Source organism: Rummeliibacillus sp. TYF005, assembly GCF_003844195.1.
Lineage (GTDB): Bacteria > Bacillota > Bacilli > Bacillales_A > Planococcaceae > Rummeliibacillus.
Map to the genome: position 1 here is coordinate 71,795 of NZ_ML122541.1, position 18,671 is coordinate 90,465.

General features: G+C 33.9%; 16 protein-coding genes. All 16 read left to right on the forward strand.

What is annotated here, in order from left to right:
* The first annotated feature begins 8 nt into the window (after positions 1-8).
* Entirely contained in the window at positions 9-1,220 is a 1,212-nt protein-coding gene (locus CW357_RS00315) for an MFS transporter (protein WP_119415741.1), read from the forward strand.
* A 97-nt stretch (positions 1,221-1,317) separates the two neighbouring features.
* Positions 1,318-2,895: an ABC transporter substrate-binding protein gene (locus CW357_RS00320; RefSeq protein WP_124217054.1), complete on the forward strand. Its 1,578-nt coding sequence runs from the start codon at positions 1,318-1,320 to the stop codon at positions 2,893-2,895.
* A 397-nt stretch (positions 2,896-3,292) separates the two neighbouring features.
* A complete protein-coding gene (locus CW357_RS00325) occupies positions 3,293-4,591 on the forward strand; it encodes an ammonium transporter (protein ID WP_124217055.1) in 1,299 nt (432 codons plus the stop codon).
* A gap of 38 nt (positions 4,592-4,629) precedes the next feature.
* Complete coding sequence (locus tag CW357_RS00330) at positions 4,630-5,613, forward strand: DUF294 nucleotidyltransferase-like domain-containing protein (protein ID WP_371683562.1); 984 nt, start codon at positions 4,630-4,632, stop codon at positions 5,611-5,613.
* Between the two features lie 2 nt (positions 5,614-5,615).
* Positions 5,616-6,338, forward strand: a complete 723-nt coding sequence (locus CW357_RS00335) for an exonuclease domain-containing protein (protein WP_119415744.1) — start codon at positions 5,616-5,618, stop codon at positions 6,336-6,338.
* A 270-nt stretch (positions 6,339-6,608) separates the two neighbouring features.
* A complete protein-coding gene (locus tag CW357_RS00340; RefSeq protein WP_124217056.1) occupies positions 6,609-6,857 on the forward strand; it encodes a hypothetical protein in 249 nt (82 codons plus the stop codon).
* 197 nt (positions 6,858-7,054) lie between these two features.
* On the forward strand, positions 7,055-7,756 hold the full coding sequence (locus CW357_RS00345; protein ID WP_119415859.1) for an arginase: 702 nt from the start codon (positions 7,055-7,057) through the stop codon (positions 7,754-7,756).
* A 737-nt stretch (positions 7,757-8,493) separates the two neighbouring features.
* Complete coding sequence (locus CW357_RS00350) at positions 8,494-9,981, forward strand: aminotransferase class I/II-fold pyridoxal phosphate-dependent enzyme (RefSeq protein WP_124217057.1); 1,488 nt, start codon at positions 8,494-8,496, stop codon at positions 9,979-9,981.
* A gap of 46 nt (positions 9,982-10,027) precedes the next feature.
* Positions 10,028-10,888, forward strand: a complete 861-nt coding sequence (gene speB / locus CW357_RS00355; protein WP_124217058.1) for an agmatinase — start codon at positions 10,028-10,030, stop codon at positions 10,886-10,888.
* A gap of 332 nt (positions 10,889-11,220) precedes the next feature.
* The gene (locus tag CW357_RS00360) at positions 11,221-12,528 is read left to right on the forward strand and encodes an aspartate aminotransferase family protein (protein ID WP_124217059.1); all 1,308 of its coding nucleotides are present in this window, start codon (positions 11,221-11,223) and stop codon (positions 12,526-12,528) included.
* Positions 12,529-12,547: 19 nt separating this feature from the next.
* On the forward strand, positions 12,548-13,330 hold the full coding sequence (locus CW357_RS00365) for a transporter substrate-binding domain-containing protein (protein WP_124217198.1): 783 nt from the start codon (positions 12,548-12,550) through the stop codon (positions 13,328-13,330).
* 147 nt (positions 13,331-13,477) lie between these two features.
* Positions 13,478-14,542 (forward strand): SLAC1 family transporter, encoded by a 1,065-nt coding sequence (locus CW357_RS00370; protein WP_369973786.1) that lies wholly within the window; start codon positions 13,478-13,480, stop codon positions 14,540-14,542.
* Between the two features lie 331 nt (positions 14,543-14,873).
* Positions 14,874-15,662 carry a transporter substrate-binding domain-containing protein gene (locus CW357_RS00375; RefSeq protein ID WP_119415864.1) on the forward strand — a complete coding sequence of 263 codons (789 nt, stop codon included), beginning with the start codon at positions 14,874-14,876 and terminating at the stop codon, positions 15,660-15,662.
* Between the two features lie 21 nt (positions 15,663-15,683).
* The gene (locus tag CW357_RS00380) at positions 15,684-16,346 is read left to right on the forward strand and encodes an amino acid ABC transporter permease (RefSeq protein WP_119415865.1); all 663 of its coding nucleotides are present in this window, start codon (positions 15,684-15,686) and stop codon (positions 16,344-16,346) included.
* Entirely contained in the window at positions 16,339-17,061 is a 723-nt protein-coding gene (locus CW357_RS00385; RefSeq protein ID WP_119415866.1) for an amino acid ABC transporter ATP-binding protein, read from the forward strand. The genes CW357_RS00380 and CW357_RS00385 overlap by 8 nt, the downstream gene beginning before the upstream one ends.
* Positions 17,062-17,250: 189 nt before the next feature.
* Positions 17,251-18,387, forward strand: coding sequence for an ISL3 family transposase (locus tag CW357_RS00390; RefSeq protein ID WP_124217060.1), 1,137 nt, complete (start codon positions 17,251-17,253; stop codon positions 18,385-18,387).
* Positions 18,388-18,671 lie beyond the last annotated feature (284 nt).

Genomic DNA, 18,671 nt, shown 5'->3' on the forward strand with positions numbered 1-18,671 from the left:
GTGAAAGTATGCTGAAAAATCGCAATGTTTGGATTATTTTGAGCGGTGAGTTGATTGCAGGTTTAGGATTATGGGCAGGAATCATTGGAAACTTAGAATTTATGCAGGAAAAAGTACCGTCTGATTTTATGAAATCTCTTATTTTAGCAAGTGGATTATTTGCAGGGATTTTAGTAGGGCCAATGGCAGGAAGAATTATTGATCAATCTAACAAAAAAACAGTAATGATTTATTCAAGTGCTGCCCGTATAGTAAGTATAGTGTTTATGTTTATAGCGTTAGCAACAGATTCTATTATGTGGATGGTTATTTTTCTAATCACTATACAAATTGCAGTTGCATTTTATTTTCCAGCCTTACAAGCGTGTTTACCGCTTATTGTAGAGGAAAAAGATTTATTGCAACTTAACGGCTGGGATATGAATATCTCAACAATTGCAAGGGTAGCAGGTACTGCACTTGCAGGCTTAGTTCTTGTATATGCACCACTTAGTGCACTGTACGTAATATCGATGGTAGCGTATTCTGTCATGTTGTTATTTACTTTTATGCTGAAACTACCCAACACGCAAGAAAGTCTTCAAAAAACGGCTAAGAAGGATGCTAAACGTAATTTTAAAGAAGTATTCCCATTATTAAAACGTGATCCGGGCATTAAATATACACTTATTTTGTCTTTTATCCCTGTTTTATTTTTAGGGTCATTTAATTTACTCGTTATTTCTATTAGTGAAATTCAAGATTCATCTTCGATTAAAGGGCTTATTTATACAGTCGAAGGGGTTTGTTTTATGATTGGATCGTTTGTTATTAAATATATCGGTTTAAAGTGGAAAACAAATCACATATTATTCTTTGCATTGTTTATCGTTGGAGCCGCTGAATTATTGCTGCATTTCGCGCATCTTCCTATTTTATCCCTTATAACATTTGGTTTAGTAGGTTTCTCAGTAGGGTGTTTCTACCCAACTGTCATGACGATATTCCAACAACAAGTGCCAAAAGAGTTTCATGGTCGTTTCTTCTCTTTTCGCAATATGTTAGATCGCACTTCATTTCAAATCGTTTTATTGTCAACAGGTGCATTATTAGATCTCATAGGACTTGAAAATATGGTAATGTGTTTTGGAGCTTGTAGTCTTTTGATAACTTTATATTATTTATGGAAAATGAAGAAAGATAAAATTCAAATAGAAACAGGACAAAAAGCAGCTGCCTAATAGCTGCTTTTTTGGTTTAGAGATTTCTATCTATAATTCTATTATGTATAATAGATATTATATTCTGAAATTTCAGTATTTTAAAAGGGGGAATAGTATGAAGAAAGTGTTATTGTACATTTTTATGGTGTTAGGGGTTATTGTTTTGAGTGCTTGTGGGAATAAAGATACCGGAAACAAAGGCGCAGATTCGAAAGAAAGTTCTCTTGTTTATGGCCGGGGCACCGATTCAGTTTCTCTTGATCCAATTACGATTACAGACGGTGAATCGTTTAAGGTAGCTCGTAATATTTATGAAACGCTCGTACAATTTGGGGAAGATGATACATCGATTAAACCAAGCTTAGCGAAAGAATGGGAAATATCTGAAGATCAGTTGACCTATACATTCACCCTGCAAGAAGGTGTTAAATTTCACGACGGAACAGTTTTTAATGCAGAAGCAGTTGTCAAAAACTTTGAGCGTTGGATGAATGGCACTGTTGATCAATTTCCATATTACGGTGATATGTTTGGGGGTTTTGTAGATGATAAAAACCATATTATTGATACGGTGAAAGCATTAGATGAACATACCTTCGAAATAAAGTTAAAAAAACCTTCTGCAGCATTATTAAATAATTTGGCAATGACAGCATTTTCAATTGCAAGTCCATCGGCTATTGAAAAAGAAGGAGATAAATTCGGTGAAAATCCTGTTGGAACTGGACCATTTAAATTTAAAAGTTGGAAGCGAAATGATTCAATTGAACTTACAAAGAATGAAGATTACTGGCAAAATGGATATCCAAAAGTGACAAAGTTAATCTACCGTACATTGCCAGACAACGCTGCTAGATTAAATAGTTTGGTAACAGGTGAAATTGATATTGCAGATGGCTTAAGTCCAAGTGATCATAAGCGTATTGAAGAAGATTCAAATCTACAATTACTAAAAAGGCCTTCGTTTAATGTGGGGTATTTAGGAATGACGATGACTCAAAAACCGCTTAATGATTCAAAAATAAGGCAAGCTGTTAGTTTAGCAATTGATCGTCAAGCAATTGTAAGTAGCTTTTTTGAGGGATTAGCGACAGAAGCAAAAAACCCCTTACAACCGACTTCTCTTGGCTATAACGAAAATACAGAGCCATATACTTTCGATGTAGAGAAGGCAAAAGGATTATTAAAAGAATCTTCGTATGACGGTAAAGTAGTAGAATTATGGGCAATGCCGGTACCACGTCCATACATGCCTGATGGACAAAAAGTTGCAGAAGCAATCCAAAAGAATTTAGAAACTATTGGGATGAAAACAAAGATTGTTACGTATGAATGGGCAACTTATTTAGAAAAAACGAGAAAAGGTGAAGCACAGTTATTTTTACTTGGAGGTACAAGTGATAATGGGGATCCGGATAATTTGCTATCCTTATTCTTTGATGAATCAGGATCTTTGAATAATTCCCAACTAAATGATGTGAAGATACAAAACTGGTTAGCAGAAGCACGTTCTACGACAGATGAAACGAAACGAGAAGAAATTTATGGAGAAATACAAAATCGTTTACGTGAAATTGTGCCTGTTTTACCGCTGGTTCATTCAACGCCTATAGTAGGTGCAAGAAGTAACGTGGAAAATTACAAGCCGCATCCTACTGAAGCAGATGATTTGAAAAGTGTAATTGTGAAATAAAAAAAGCGTACGGATTGTCAGCAATATGTTATAAAGCACCTATTTAACTAATAGGTGCTTTTGATTCCAACGTAAAGATGTGACTTCTAATGAGGAAAAAAGAGAGTTAGTCTTCTTCTAAAATATATAATAAGATGACTATCGATTCACTAAACCTTTAAAGATATATTCAAAATTTGAGGCGAATGGCAAAGATAAAATACAAAATATTGAAAATTTATAATGAAAGCGTTTTATGCAATATTGCGTTAGAAAACATTACATTATTTTAAAAAATTCAGAAAATTGTATTGACTATTAATCATTTATGTGTAAAATTAAGATTAATAGCAAACATGTTATAAAACCTAACATGCATTTGTTTATAAAAATAACATAAGAAATGGAGTTGATGTTCATGGATGCAATGTATCTGATGAATAGCTTGTGGACGATGGTAGCGGCAATTTTAGTTATTTTTATGATTGGTGGATTTATATTATTAGAAGCCGGTTCCACAAGAATGAAAAATGCGGGGCACGTAGCTGGTAAAACAATTTTCACTTTTGGTTTGGCGTCAATAGTATTTTGGGCACTCAGTTACGGTTTAATATTTGGCGGTAACGCGAACTTCTTAGTAGGTATGACAGACTTTTTCTACTCAGGTGATTTAGCTGAACCAGAAGAAGGAGGTCTTGCTACAACAGTATTCTTCGTATTCCAATTAGCATTTGCAGCTATTTCCGTAACAATAGCTCTTGGTGGATTTGCAGAACGTGCGAAGTTTTCAGCTTATGTAGTCTTTACCATTCTTTTTGGAATTTTAGTTTATCCCGTTATTGCTCACTGGATCTGGGGTGGCGGTTGGTTAGCAGAACACGGTAAACAAGATTTTGCCGGTTCTACAGTAGTTCACTTAACAGGTGCAATGGCGGCTCTTGCTGCAACAATTTTATTAAAACCACGTATTGGTAAATTCAACAAAGATGGTTCTTCAAATAACATTGCAGGTCATAACCAAGTATATACTGCATTAGCAGTTCTAATTCTTTGGGTAGGTTGGTTTGGATTTAACGCTGGTAGTACTGTATCAGTAGATGGTGCATTCTTCGGATTTGTAGCTCTTAACACGAACTTAGCTGCAGGAGCAGGTGCGGTAGCAGCAACTTTAATCTCTTGGTTTGTATTAGGTAAACCTGATATTCCAACGATTTTAAATGGTGCATTAGCAGGATTAGTTGCAATTACAGCGTCATGTGCATTTGTTGATGTATGGGCTTCAGTCGTAATTGGTTTTGTTGCTGGTATTTTAACATTCTATGGTGCTCGTTTCTTAGAAAAAAGAAAAATCGACGATCCAATTTTCGCTGTTTCAGTTCATGGTATTCCTGGTATCTGGGGTACATTATCAACAGGATTCTTTGCGACAAAAGAACTTGCTTCAGTTGGTAAACCAGGACTGTTCTACGGCGGTGGTTTTGACCAACTAGGTGTTCAATTTATGGGTGTAGCAGTTTCTGGAATCTACGCATTTGTCGTTTCATTCGCTATTCTTTGGGTTATGAAGAAAGTTATGGGAGGAATTCGTGTATCTGAAGAAGAAGAAATCATGGGGTTAGATATTAGTGAACATGGTAGCTATGGCTATCCAGAACAAATGGATAAATTAGCAAAAGAAGCAAATGTTGTTGCTAGTAAAACTCATGTAAGTTCATAAGTAAAAAGCCTAATAGGTAGGCTACTCGCCAAAAGGAAGTGCTATTGTTGGACACTGGGGTGTTAACATACAAATCGATTAAGATTTGGAAAGAACAAAATATTTCTAAATACAAGGAAGATCTTTCTGGTCTGAACGCTTTTCATGATCAGATTATGAGAAAAGTATTAGAGGTGGCAATCGTCAATTTAAAAAAGGGATTGCCGCCTTGTGCTTTTTCGTGGTTTATAACTGGAAGTGGGGGAAGGCTCGAACAAGGTTTTATCAGTGATCAAGATCACGGTATGATTTATGTGGAAGATACTGAAGAATGTCATACCTATTTTAAAGCTCTTGGAGAAGAACTTTCAGATGGTCTTGCGTTGGTTGGCTATCCGTATTGTAAAGGCTATATCATGAGTTCAAACCCGCTTTGGTGTAAATCTTTGAAAAGTTGGAAAGAACAATTACTAACATGGATGGAATCAGAAAGTTGGGAAGCTATTCGGTATTTGCAAATCTTTTATGATGCTAGAGTTCTTGTAGGTGAAACACTATATATTAATCAGTTGAAAAATGTTGTTTACAAATATCAATTAGAACAACCTAATCTTTTAAAACGGTTTATGGCAAATATTATGCATCTAAAAAATACAATTGGACCTTTGGGGCAAATATTAGTAGAACGTTACGGTCCATATCAAGGGTGCATAGATTTAAAGTACTCTGCCTTTGTACCATACGTTAATGCCATTCGAATATTGGCGATTAAAGAAGGCATTTACGAAACTTCAACATTATCACGTATTTCCGAACTAGTAAAAAAAGAAAAGTATACTAATTTATTAAGAAACTGCAATGACAATTTTGAACTTCTTTTAAAGTATCGACTCTCACTATTTAAAGTCGATGATTATTTTGATACGCACTATCTAAAAATTGCAGGACTTAGTAAAGCGGAGAAAAAACAGATTAAACAAATTCTTAAAACGGGAATTCGAATTCATGATGAAGTAATCGAACTTATTGAAAAAGGGTGTTAAATATGGTTTTTGAACCATTTCAGCAATTACTAAGATCTATACAAGGAAAACGTAATACAGGTGGATTAGGGGAAGTGCAAAACGCTCAACAAATTGCCTTTTTAAGAGGATTGCAAAAAGAAATACAGCCAGAAGAAGCGTTAGGAATCCCTTTAACTGAACTAAAGGTAGTTGTTTTCGATATCGAAACAACAGGCTTTTATCCCGAAAAGGGAGATGAAATATTATCCATCGGTGCAGTAAAGATGAATGGATCGCAAATTCTCCTAGATGAAACATACTATTCACTCATGTATACAGAAAAAGAAATTCCACCTGAAATCGTGAAACTAACGGGAATTACAGACGAAGCCATTAAAGCTGCTCCTCCAGCTTCTAATGTATTACTTGAATTCCTCGAATTTGTAAAAGATTCTACACTAGTTGCTCACCATGCGAATCATGAAAGAAGTTTTATGAAATATGCAAGCAATCATTATTTTAGAACACCTTTTAAATATAGAATTGTTGATACAGCATTTTTGTTTAAAATAGTGGAGCGTGACCTAAATATGATTAAACTAGAAGATTTTTGTGCATATAATGATATTCCAATCATGAATCGTCACCATGCATTAGGTGACGCTCGCTTAACGGCTGAACTTTGGAGTCTCTATATTGAAAAGGCCAAAAAAATTGGTTGTGAAAATTTGCAGGATGTCTATGAACGATATGCGCGATTATAGCCAAAAGTAAAAGTACAAACCAGTATGGTGGATTTGTACTCTTTGTATCTGTAGATTTAATTTTTCTTACTATGTTTTAAAAAGCTAAAGGTGGGATTCCCTGCTTTATTTGGATATACCTATAAGTAAAAGTTGTAGGATTACTTTCAAATTAATTTTGAACGTTATAATGCAAAAATCTTATTTGTGTCATAATTATGCTGCTTTATGATATAATATAATTACTATTTAATTTAATTTAAATAGAAAATTTGAAAAGGAAGTGGTTCTTTGTTAAAACTCAACATCTATAAGGATAATATGCATTATGTTGTGGAGTCTGTTTCTAAGATGGGGCAACAGGTAGACCATCATTCTAAAGATTCTCTTTATGAAAGTATTTATAAGCTGGGAAGACATATCCATATCAATAATGTCCACTTTTGCATTCCACGTGATTTAAGCCGATCATTGTTATCGTTCCTATCCATTGAATTCCCAGGAGAGCTTTATGAACATAAAATTACCATCAACGACTAATCCCATCCTACTTAATCTAAAAATTTATACCCATTTCATATTATAAACAGATGATCTAAAAAGATTTAGGTCATCTGTTTTGTTTTCCTCTGTTTCGATAGTAAATGGATAAATTGACATAAAATTTATGCAGAACTACAATTATGTTATGAACACTTTAAGATAAACTGTGATTTAACTTAATAGAGGTGGTCATAATGGGAAACAGTTTATTATCAATAGATTGGGATTATTTTATTTCTTTAGACAATCAAAACGGTTCATCATGTATTGAAAATGAAAGAACAATAAACGATTTATGGTATAAGCGTTACTTTCAATTGAAAGCACAAGGTAAAGACATTCAAGAACGATATGAGCTTTCTAATGAGGTTGACAACTTTTGGCGCGAGATGAAAGAAATTTTTGAGTTCGACTCTCATATACATGTATATGTATCGGACTCACATGCACTATCTTATAAAATCGCGCATGAGTTTAACTGTGATGATGTTTACCTTTTCGATGCTCATTCAGATTTGGGCTACGGAGGATTACCATCACTTGATTTTGAACTAAATTGCGCAAACTGGCTCGGAAAATTGTTAAAAAACAATGAAGTAGATGAGGCACATATTGTTTATGGACCGTACACTGCTGAAAAACCTGAGTACTTTAAACAAATGAATAAGCGCTTTCATATCGAATATCCAAAGCTAAATGATTTACATCCTAAGGAGAAGATTTCAGCAATTCATATTTGCCGTTCTGGAGCTTGGACTCCGCCATGGTTAGATGAAAAATTTGCTGAATTTATTCAAAAAATGGGCATTCCTTATACAGTTGTCGATTGCCAATTAAGAAAATGGAATCCATCTGACTTAACCTATGCAGATCAAGTACAATATTTGATGGAATAAAAAAATTTCTTACAAATTTTATGAAATGGATTATTTGTCCAATTATATAAAGTTATAAATCTAAAAAGATGCAGATTCAGTGCCATTGAATTTGCATCTTTTTGTAATTTATTCAAGAAAACTTTTAACACTTTCTTGCATATAGTACAGAGATTGAAAGATGATTTATACTGTATTATTTTAAAAGATGATTTTACATTAAAAACGTGGGATGTTATATATTGAAACATCAAACAGAATATTTATAATACAGTTTTAGAGGTTTCTAAAAAATTGCGAAAAAATAAAATAATTAATAATAGAATTTTTGAAATTTTTATAAAAAGGGTTTGACAGTTTGTATAAATTCCATTAATATTAGCTTCAGCATAAATAAAGTTGCTCTTATTAGTAACCGTTGAGACGAGGGGTCTAGGATACGGTGGCAAACCTGTCTGATTATTTTATCAGACGTTGGGGCTCAACCTGAGCGCAAAATGTACAAAGTTTTGTGAACGATAAGAGGATAAGCAGTTGATATTATATCGAAGCTTTCCTTCTAATGGTTGGAGAGCTTTTTTCTATGCTAAAAATGACATTTTTTAGTAGGAGTGATAAATATTGACTGTTTTTAATTTACCAAGGAATCATTTTATTGAAAAAGGGTCTACTCAAAAATTGCATTATTCTATAAAAAAGCTAACGAATGTACATTATTCAAGATTACTTCAAAAATCATTTGAGGAGGGTATTGAATAATGAACAGCATCCAAGAACAGCTACGTATGAGTGAGTTACCGAAAGATCAAGAAAAAATGCCATTATTTGATGCGCTTGTCCATTATGCCAATAGAAATACAATACCTTTTGATGTTCCAGGACACAAAATGGGCGCACAGGCTAGTCCTTTAAAAAATATACTTGGTGAAATGACGATGAAAATGGATGTCAACTCTATGAAAGAGTTAGATCTTCTTAGCCATCCACAATCAGTCATAAAAGAAGCACAACAACTTGCGGCAGATGCTTTCGGTGCAGACCACGCATACTTTTTAGTAAATGGTACAACATCAGGGATATTGGCGATGATATTAGCTACTTGTAAACCAGATGATGTATTAATCGTACCGCGAAATTGTCATAAATCAGTTATGAATGGCTTAATATTGAGTGGGGCTAAACCTGTATTTATCGAACCTGAAGTGGATGTACATTTCGGCATTTCACATGGCATTTCAGTTAAAAATGTCATAAAAACACTTTCTGCATATCCGGAGGCAAAAGCAATTTTAGTTACATATCCAACCTATTTTGGCTCCATGAACGAATTACGAACAATTTGCAAGTTAGCACACGATCGCAATATAGCTGTTATCGTAGATAGTGCACACGGGGCACATTTACCATTTATGCCGGAGCTAATAGATCCAATCACTGCTGGTGCTGATATCGTCACCATGAGTATGCATAAAACAGGTGGTTCATTAACCCAAAGTTCAATTTTGCTTTTAAATGAAGGGCGTATTTCAGCGAAAACTATGCAAAAAACATTGAACATGATCCAAACAACTAGTGCGAATTATTTGCTTATGAGTTCTTTAGATGTTGCAAGACATGAACTTGCACTTTATGGATATGAACGCTATCAAGCATTAAAACCACTAGTTGAGAAAACAATTTACGAAATTGAAGAGCATACTTGTTTTGAAGTACTAAAAAAAGATTTTGTGAGAAAGCATAATATGCAGTCCTATGATTGGACGAAACTTGTTATACGTGTCAATGATAGTGGATTAACTGGTTTTGAGGTTTACACATTATTAAAAGAAAAATACAAGATTCAAATGGAACTTGCTGAAGGATATGTCGTTATGGCAGTCATCACAACAGCAGATGATGAAAATTCTTTAAAAAAATTAGTATGGGCTTTGCGAGAGATAGAGCGACTATATAACAGAAAAACACCTATCTATTCTACAAGTGTCACGCCAACACATGCCAATATACTATTGTTAAGTCCAAGAGAAGCCCATTATGCTGAGCATGAACTAATGCCTATTGATAGGGCGCTTGGTAAAATAAGTGCTGATTTGTTAATGATTTATCCTCCAGGCATTCCGCTTGTTATTCCTGGGGAATTGATATCTGAGGATGTCATTCAGCAGTATCATTATTATTCTCAGACTTTTGGAAATGTTTTGACGGAATCCGCACTTGAACATCATATAACTGTAGTAAAAGAATAAGAAAAGTAGAAGAATACCATCAAGCAAATGAAGGAGTAAATTATAAATGCAACATAAATCATTAAATGTTTCAACATTCATAGGATGCGACAATCAGTATGAAGAATCAGACCTTGTACTTTTCGGTATTCCGTTTGATGGTACGACAAGTTTTAGACCAGGCACACGTTTTGCCATGCAAGCAATTCGACCAGACTCATATGGTTTAGAAACATATTCTCCATATCTTGATCGAGATTTAGAAGATATGGCGATTTATGATAGTGGAGATGTAGAACTTCCGCTCGGAAATACACAAAAAACAATGGATGCAATTTTATCTTATACACGTTCAATTGTTGCGGATGACAAAAAATTCGTCATGGTTGGAGGAGAACATTTAGTAAGTTATCCAACCATTCAAGCAGTCTATGAAAAGTATCCAGATTTACATGTAATTCATATAGATGCACATACTGATTTACGTCAAGACTATATGGGTGAAAAGTTATCTCACGCCTCAATTATTCGACGTTGTCATGAGTTCCTAGGGGATGGACGAATCTTTCAGTTTGGTATCCGTTCAGGGCTAAAAGAAGAATTCGAATGGGCGAAAGAGCATACTTATATGGAGCGATTTACAATTGATACATTGGGAAAAATTGTAGAAAAATTAGAGAATCTTCCTATATATATAACAATTGATTTAGATGTACTTGATCCTGGAACATTTCCTGGTACAGGAACACCAGAACCAGGGGGGATTACGTATAACGAATTATTAAACGCAATTCAGCAATTGCAAAAACTAAACAATATCGTTGCAGCCGATGTTGTTGAACTATCACCATCCTATGATCCATCTGGCGCTTCCACTGCAGTTGCATGTAAAACAATCCGTGAAATGTTACTCACTGTAGGGAAATAAACAAATAATGTGTAACTTTTATTTTAATTTCAAAGAAAAATTCACAAGACAGGACTGTTGAGATTATCAGCAATCCTGTTTTTTTGTATAAAAATTCACAATGAATATGTGTTTAATATAGAAAGTATTCGGAAGTGTCAAATATCCACACTTTATTTAAACTAAATATTTCTATTTAGTGAAAAATAAGGTATATAAATACCTAAAAATTATAAAAAACAAAGAAATTTATATATTTATTTTTAAAAACCTATTTACCTTTTTAATATTTATGATAATATATGTATAAATATTAAATTAATTATTTTCAAAAAATTATTGGAGGAATTACGATGGAAAGTTGGCTCGATTTATATGACAATATGGGGAATTATTTAGCACCAAGTATGGCTAAAGATCACCCAAATTTACCTGTAGTAAAAGAGGAAGGTTGTTACTACTACGGGGCAGACGGTAAAAAATATTTAGACTTTACATCAGGAATTGCAGTTGCTAATACAGGACACCGTCATCCTAAGATCGTGCAAAGCATTAAAGACGCTGCTGATCAATTGATCCATGGACCATCTGGGGTCATCATGTATGAATCAATTTTAGAACTTTCCAAACAACTTGGTGAAATTCTTCCAGGAGATTTAGATTGTTTCTTTTATGGAAATAGTGGAACGGAAGCCGTTGAAGGTGCTTTAAAACTTGCTAAATTCACAACGCAACGTCCATATGTGATTTCCTTTACAGGTTGTTTCCACGGACGCTCAATGGGTGCACTTGGTGTAACCACTTCGAAAGCAAAATATCGTAAATTTATGCAACCATCACATCTGTCTTATCAAATACCATATGCAAATGTGAAAGAAGCACCAATGGGTCAAGACCCAATTCAATATGTAGTGGACAAGCTAGAACACGATTTTAACCAATTGTTCAAACATCAAGTAACACCAGAAGAAGTGGCAGCGGTAATTGTAGAACCTGTTCTTGGTGAAGGTGGTTATGTAATTCCACCAAAAGAATGGTTACAAAAAATCCGTGAAATATGTGATCAACATGGAATATTATTGATTTTCGATGAAGTGCAAACAGGTTTTGGACGAACTGGTGAATGGTTTGCAGCCCAAACATTTAGCGTAACACCAGATATTATGGCTATCGCAAAAGGTATTGCCTCAGGTCTACCACTAAGCGCAACAGTCGCAAGTCACAAACTAATGAAAAAATGGCCAATCGGTTCTCATGGTACTACATTTGGAGGAAATCCAATTGCTTGTTCAGTAGCACTTACTACACTCGAAGTTTTCAAAGAAGAACATCTTGTTGAAAACTCTAAAGAAGTTGGAGCATATGCGGTTGAACAACTTAAGAAAATCCAAGATAAATACGATTGTATCGGAGAAGTTCGTGCAACAGGTTTAATGATAGGAATTGACGTCATTGATCCAGAAACTGGACTTGGAGACGGAAAAGCTTTAAAAAGAATCCTAGATTTAGCATTAGAAGAAGGGGTGCTTTTCTACCTTTGCGGGAACGAAGGGGAAGTAATCCGAATGATTCCACCACTTACTGTTACAAAAGAACAAATTGATGATGGACTAACAATGTTAGATAAAGCTATACAAAAATACAAAGAAGAATTGAAATAAGGGAGTTTTTAACATGAAAATGAAGAAAAAATGGTTATTCGCAGCAGCAGCAGTATTATCACTATCATTAGCAGGATGTGGTTCAAACAGTTCCGACAAATCAGCAGATAATACAAAAGAAGAAAAAGTATTAGTAATGGGTACAGCAGCAGATTATGCACCATTTGAATACATTGATGCAAAAGTATCTGACGATATTATCGGTTTTGATATTGACCTTGCCAAAGCAGCAACTAAAAAAATGGGTTATAAATTACAAGTAAAAGATATGGAATTTAATAGTTTAATCCCGGCATTACAAGCTGATAAAGTGGACTTCGTATTAGCTGGTATGACACCTAATAAAGATCGTGATAAAGTAGTTGATTTCTCTAAATCTTACTACGATACAAAAGAGTACATGGTTGTCAAAAAGGATAGTGGTATCAAATCAGATGCCGATTTAGTAGGGAAAAAAATTGGCGCACAAACTTCTTCTATCCAAGAAGATTTAGCTAAATCATTAGCTAAAGAGATTAAAGGCGTGAAACTTGAAAGTCGTGACCGTGTCCCAGAATTAATACAAGAAGTTAAATTAGGTCGTATCGATGCATTAGTAACAGAAGATATTGTTGCTGAAAACTACTTGAAACAAAATAAGGAACTTGGTTACTATGTGATTGAAAACCAAGAAGACCAATCAAAAGCAGCTGCATTCCCAGAAAACAGTAAGTTAACTGCTGAATTTAACAAAGCATTGGATGAACTTACGAAAGAAGGAAAAGTTGACGAATTGAAAGCTAAATGGTTTAAAGTAAAATAATTCTGAAGGTAACAATCCCAAACCCCTATTTCTTAATGTGAAATACATTGAGAAATAGGGGTTTTTTTATGCATATTTAATTTCTGATTAACAAATGATTATATTTCGCTATAATGAATGATGTAACTTTTAAAAGGTCGTGTTTAAATGTATTATTTCGTTTTTTTCATTCTGTATATCTGGATATTGATACAACTTTTTATACGTAAAGGAGTTCATTCAATTCCAACAAATTCAGGTGCAATCATAATGGCATTTGGAATTATGCAGATTGGTTTAATTCAAAAATTCGCTTTTTATAATGAGCGAATTGAAACTTTATTGGCAATACTATTATTTGGTGCTTATGGATGTATTATTTCGTTATTATTAATGGATATAAAAAAGGGGACTTTTTATAACAATCATCTAAAAGATCCGATTAACAGTTTCACAATAGGAACTTGGGTTGCAGCAACATCCGTCATCATATTGAATATAACTTATCATTTTCCACATTTAACGACTGTAAGCATTGGACTTTATATCATCGATTTTCTAATTTGGTTGTTTTATTTAGGAATTATTATACGGAATTATTCAATTTATATAAGAAAACCAAAATTTATAGAAAAATTAAATGGCGTGATCATTTTATCATGTGTATCAACGCAATCTTTAGTAATAGGTGGAGAAACAATATTCAAAGCGGAATTTCCTATTGAATTTGCGTTCTTATTGATCGTTGTTGGTGCCATATTTTATATCATTAGTTTGACATTGATCGGGCGCAGTCTCTATTTGATGAAAAATACGCTAAAGACTGCAATATTAAATTGGAAAACGACTAATTGCACGATACATGGTGCATTATCAATTACTGGATTAGCGTTAATCGTTACATTTAGTTTTTTAGAGAAATGGCTCATTTATTATTGGGTAATCGTGACGGTCGTATTTTGCATTGTAGAAAGTATAGAAGGAGTCCGCAGTATTTTTCGTATTCAACAATTTGGTATAAAGGACGCTCTGTTCATTTATCATCCAACTCAATGGGTTCGGAATTTTACTTTTGGTATGTATGTAAACTTTACCATTCATTTACCGGCAATAAGTTTATTGGGAAATGCAAGAACAATTGTTATTGAGGGTGGAAATTATATTGTTGTCAGTTTATTTATAATTGAGGTATGTTTGCTAGCACAGTATAAATTGCGTAAACGATGGGACTAGCATTACTTTAGATGTAAGTATTAACCTATAAAAAGAGATAAAAGTACAGGAAATATTTTAAAAATATTACCCGAGGAATAAGAAAATGCGACAAAAATCTCATAAAAGACGATATTTTTTCGACATAAATTATACTTTTGTGAAACATAAATCAAAAAAAATTGCACATTATTATGAAAAGGACTTTAGTTTTAAAATATTTATGTTATTATATTTATAAAACTAAATTAATATATATTCATTATTTGTAGTATACCCGTATGAAAATCAGATACTTAAAACACTCAAATGAAAGAATATATATAACAACAATAGAATGGAGTTTTTCAACATGAAAAAGAAATGGTTATTTGCAGCAGCAGCTGTATTATCACTTTCACTAGCTGGATGTGGATCTAATTCTGATAAAACTGCAACAGATAACAATGATAATCAAAACAAAAAAGTATTAGTAATGGGAACATCAGCAGACTTTGCCCCATTTGAATACATTGATTCTGCTAAATCAGATGAAATTATTGGTTTTGATGTAGACTTAGCAAATGCAGTCACAAAGAAAATGGGATACCAACTAAAAATTCAAGATATGGAATTCAACAGTTTAATCCCAGCAGTACAAGCTAAAAAAATAGACTTTGCAATGGCTGGTATTACACCAAACGAAGAACGTGCAAAAGTAGTAGACTTTACTGATTCTTACTATGATACACAAGATTTTATCATTACTAAAAAAGACACAACTTTTAAAAGCATTGACGATTTAAAAGGTAAAAAAATTGGCGCTCAAGTATCTTCTATTGAAGAAGACACAGCTAATGCTATTAAAGATAAAGTGAATGGCGTAAAAGTTGAAACTCGTGACCGTGTACCTGAGCTAATCCAAGAAGTAAAACTTGGTCGACTTGATGCAATTGTCCTTGAAGATATCGTCGCTAAAAACTATGTGAAACAAAATAATGATTTAAAATACTCAAACATTGAAGGCGTTGAAAATCAAAAGAAAGCAGCTGCTTTCTCTAAAGACAGTAAATTAGTTGACGAATTCAACAAAGCTGTTAAAGAATTAGATGACGCTGGAGAAATTGATAAAATGAAAGCTAAATGGTTCAAAGTCGATTAATAAGGGAAAGAGGTTCTATAAATGAATTTGGATTTCACGCCAATTATACCTTCGATTCCCTATATTCTTAAAGGGATCGTCGTTACATTAGAAATTGCTGCAATTGCGTGTGTCCTCGGTTTTATTCTTGGAGTTTTACTATCACTAGTCAAATTAAGTGGCATTAAGCCACTTAAATGGCTAGCTGACTTTTATACTTCCGTATTCCGTGGTACACCACTTGTTTTACAATTAATCATTATTTACATGGGAATTCCACAAATGTTCCCAAATGTTGATATTCAACCTATGCCTGCTGCAATTCTAGCATTCTCATTAAATTCAGCAGCTTATATCTCAGAAATTATCCGTGGTGGTATCATGGCAGTTGATAAAGGGCAAAGCGAAGCAGCTCAAGCTCTAGGTGTCTCTTATGCTAGCATGATGAAAGATATTATCTTACCACAAGCATTAAAAAATATTATTCCAGCTCTTATGAATGAATTTATTTCATTAACAAAAGAGTCTGCAATTGTAACAGTAATCGGTGCACTTGATGTCATGCGTCGTGCCTACATTGTCGGTGGTGCAACATTCCACTATATAGAACCATTGCTAATTGCAGGGGTAATCTACTATATTATCGTACTAATTTTATCTTATGCTGGTAAATTAGTTGAGAAAAGGATGAGAGTCAGTGATTAATGTACAAGATTTGCACAAGTCGTACGGCAAAAACGATGTGCTAAAAGGCATTTCAACAACAATTCAAGATGGCGAAGTTATTGCAATCATTGGTCCTTCTGGTTCTGGTAAATCTACCTTTTTAAGATGTATCAACTTACTAGAAATGCCAACGAGCGGTAAGATAATTATTAACGGACAAGATATCACGGAGAAAAAAACGAATTTGATGAAAGTTCGCGAAAAAGTCGGTATGGTTTTTCAACACTTCCATTTGTTCCCGCATAAAACCGTGATGGAAAACTTGACATATGCTCCTATGAAAGTAAGTAAATTATCTAAAGCTGAAGCTGAAAAACGTGGTGGAGAACTGTTAAAACAAGTTGGCTTATTTGATAAAAAAGACGAATATCCAAACCGTCTATCAGGTGGTCAAAAACAACGTGTTGCCATCGCAAGAGCGTTAGCAATGGAACCAAATATTATGTTATTTGATGAACCAACATCAGCACTTGACCCAGAAATGGTTAAAGAAGTTCTAGATGTTATGAAATCATTAACAAAAACAGGTATGACGATGCTAATCGTTACACATGAAATGGGCTTTGCCCGTGAAGTAGCGGACCGTGTATTCTTCTTAGATGGAGGCCATTTAATCGAAGATGCAGCTCCTCAAGAATTCTTCAAAAACCCATCAACACAACGTGCAAGAGACTTCTTAGAGAAAGTTTTATAATCTAATACTCGAAACACCTAATTGTCAGTGATGATGATTAGGTGTTTTTTTGCGTTTTCATTAAGAAATTCGGTTCTATACTAATTGTTGGGGTTGTCAAACAATTTAGGGTAAAAAAATACACGTAAGCTCCAAATATCTTATACTAAAGTTACCAAAACAAAAGTTAAGATAGGAGTTACGTGTTACATGAATTCTAACATAATATTACCGGGATTTGAAGAAGTAACAATTTTAAAAGCTCAAGAAATAGAAGGTCAATATATCATTCACTTTGAAATGCCTATTAAACCGCATAAATGCCCTGAATGTGGAAAATTGACTTCACATATACATGATTACCGTTTAACGAAAATTAAACATCTAAAATTCTCAGAAAGAAAAACAATTTTATTTTATAGAAAACGAAGATATAGATGCACATGTGGGAAACGCTTTGCAGAACAAAATCCTATTGTAGAGCGCTATCAAAGGTTTTCTAAAGAATGGAATCAAATGGCGCAAGTCCGTGCAGTAAAAGGGAAAACAATCAAAGAAATGAAAGAATTACCGCCGGTAATTGCGATTGATGAGTTTAAAGGGAATGCCGATAAAGAAAAGTTTCAACTGATTATCGCTAACGCAGTAACAAGGGAACCGATAGATATTCTCCCAAATCGGAAAAAGGAAACGATTGAAGCTTATTTACACCAGTATGGAGAGAATGTACAAACAGTGGTAATGGATATGAGTCATAGCTTTAAAGCCGCTGTTACTAAATCATTAGGAAAGCCAATTATTATTGCAGATCGTTTTCATTTTGTACGCTATATCAACTGGGCAATAGAAAGAGTAAGAATCCGAGTTCAATCGGAATGGAATGATTATGATCGAAAAAAGATAAAGAGGAAACGCTTTGTTTTTCTAAAAAAATCACAAAATTTAACGGATTATGATCAATGGTATTTAGCCCGTTATTGTACTTTTTCAGATGAATTGAAATTGGCTTATGAGTTAAAAGAACATTTTTATCGCTGGTTCGAGGCTGCAAAAGTGAATGGAAAAGAAAAAATGAAACAAACGAAAAAGGGATTACAGAGGTTTTATAAAAAGGTTGAAAGATCAAGGATTCCAGAGTTTATTCGTACGATTCAAACCTTCAAAAACTGGGAGACAGAAATCTTAAATTCTTTTTCTTTTGGCTATTCAAATGGTTTTGTCGAAGGATTAAATAATTTAACAAAAGTATTAAAACGAAATGCATTTGGCTTTCGACGGTTTGATCGATTACGAGCCAAAATATTATTAACACATCAATATAAAGATATAGGTAACACAATAGGATAAGGGCGGAGAATTGTGTCCCCACCCCAACTATTTACAAAGAGCCATTATCTTATGATTACAATATATATTTTATAAAAAATGTTGACAAATTATTTCTTACATGATAAAGTATAAAAGGTTAATGAATACAAAGTTTGTGGTTGAAGTAGAGGCTGCCCGCTTCTCACCTGATTGATCTAAGAAATTAGTGTTGACAGGTTACATGATAGAACGGATCACGCATTTCGGCGTGTACATATATCTTGCGGGCGGACATTTCGACTATGTCCGCCCTTTTTTAGTGG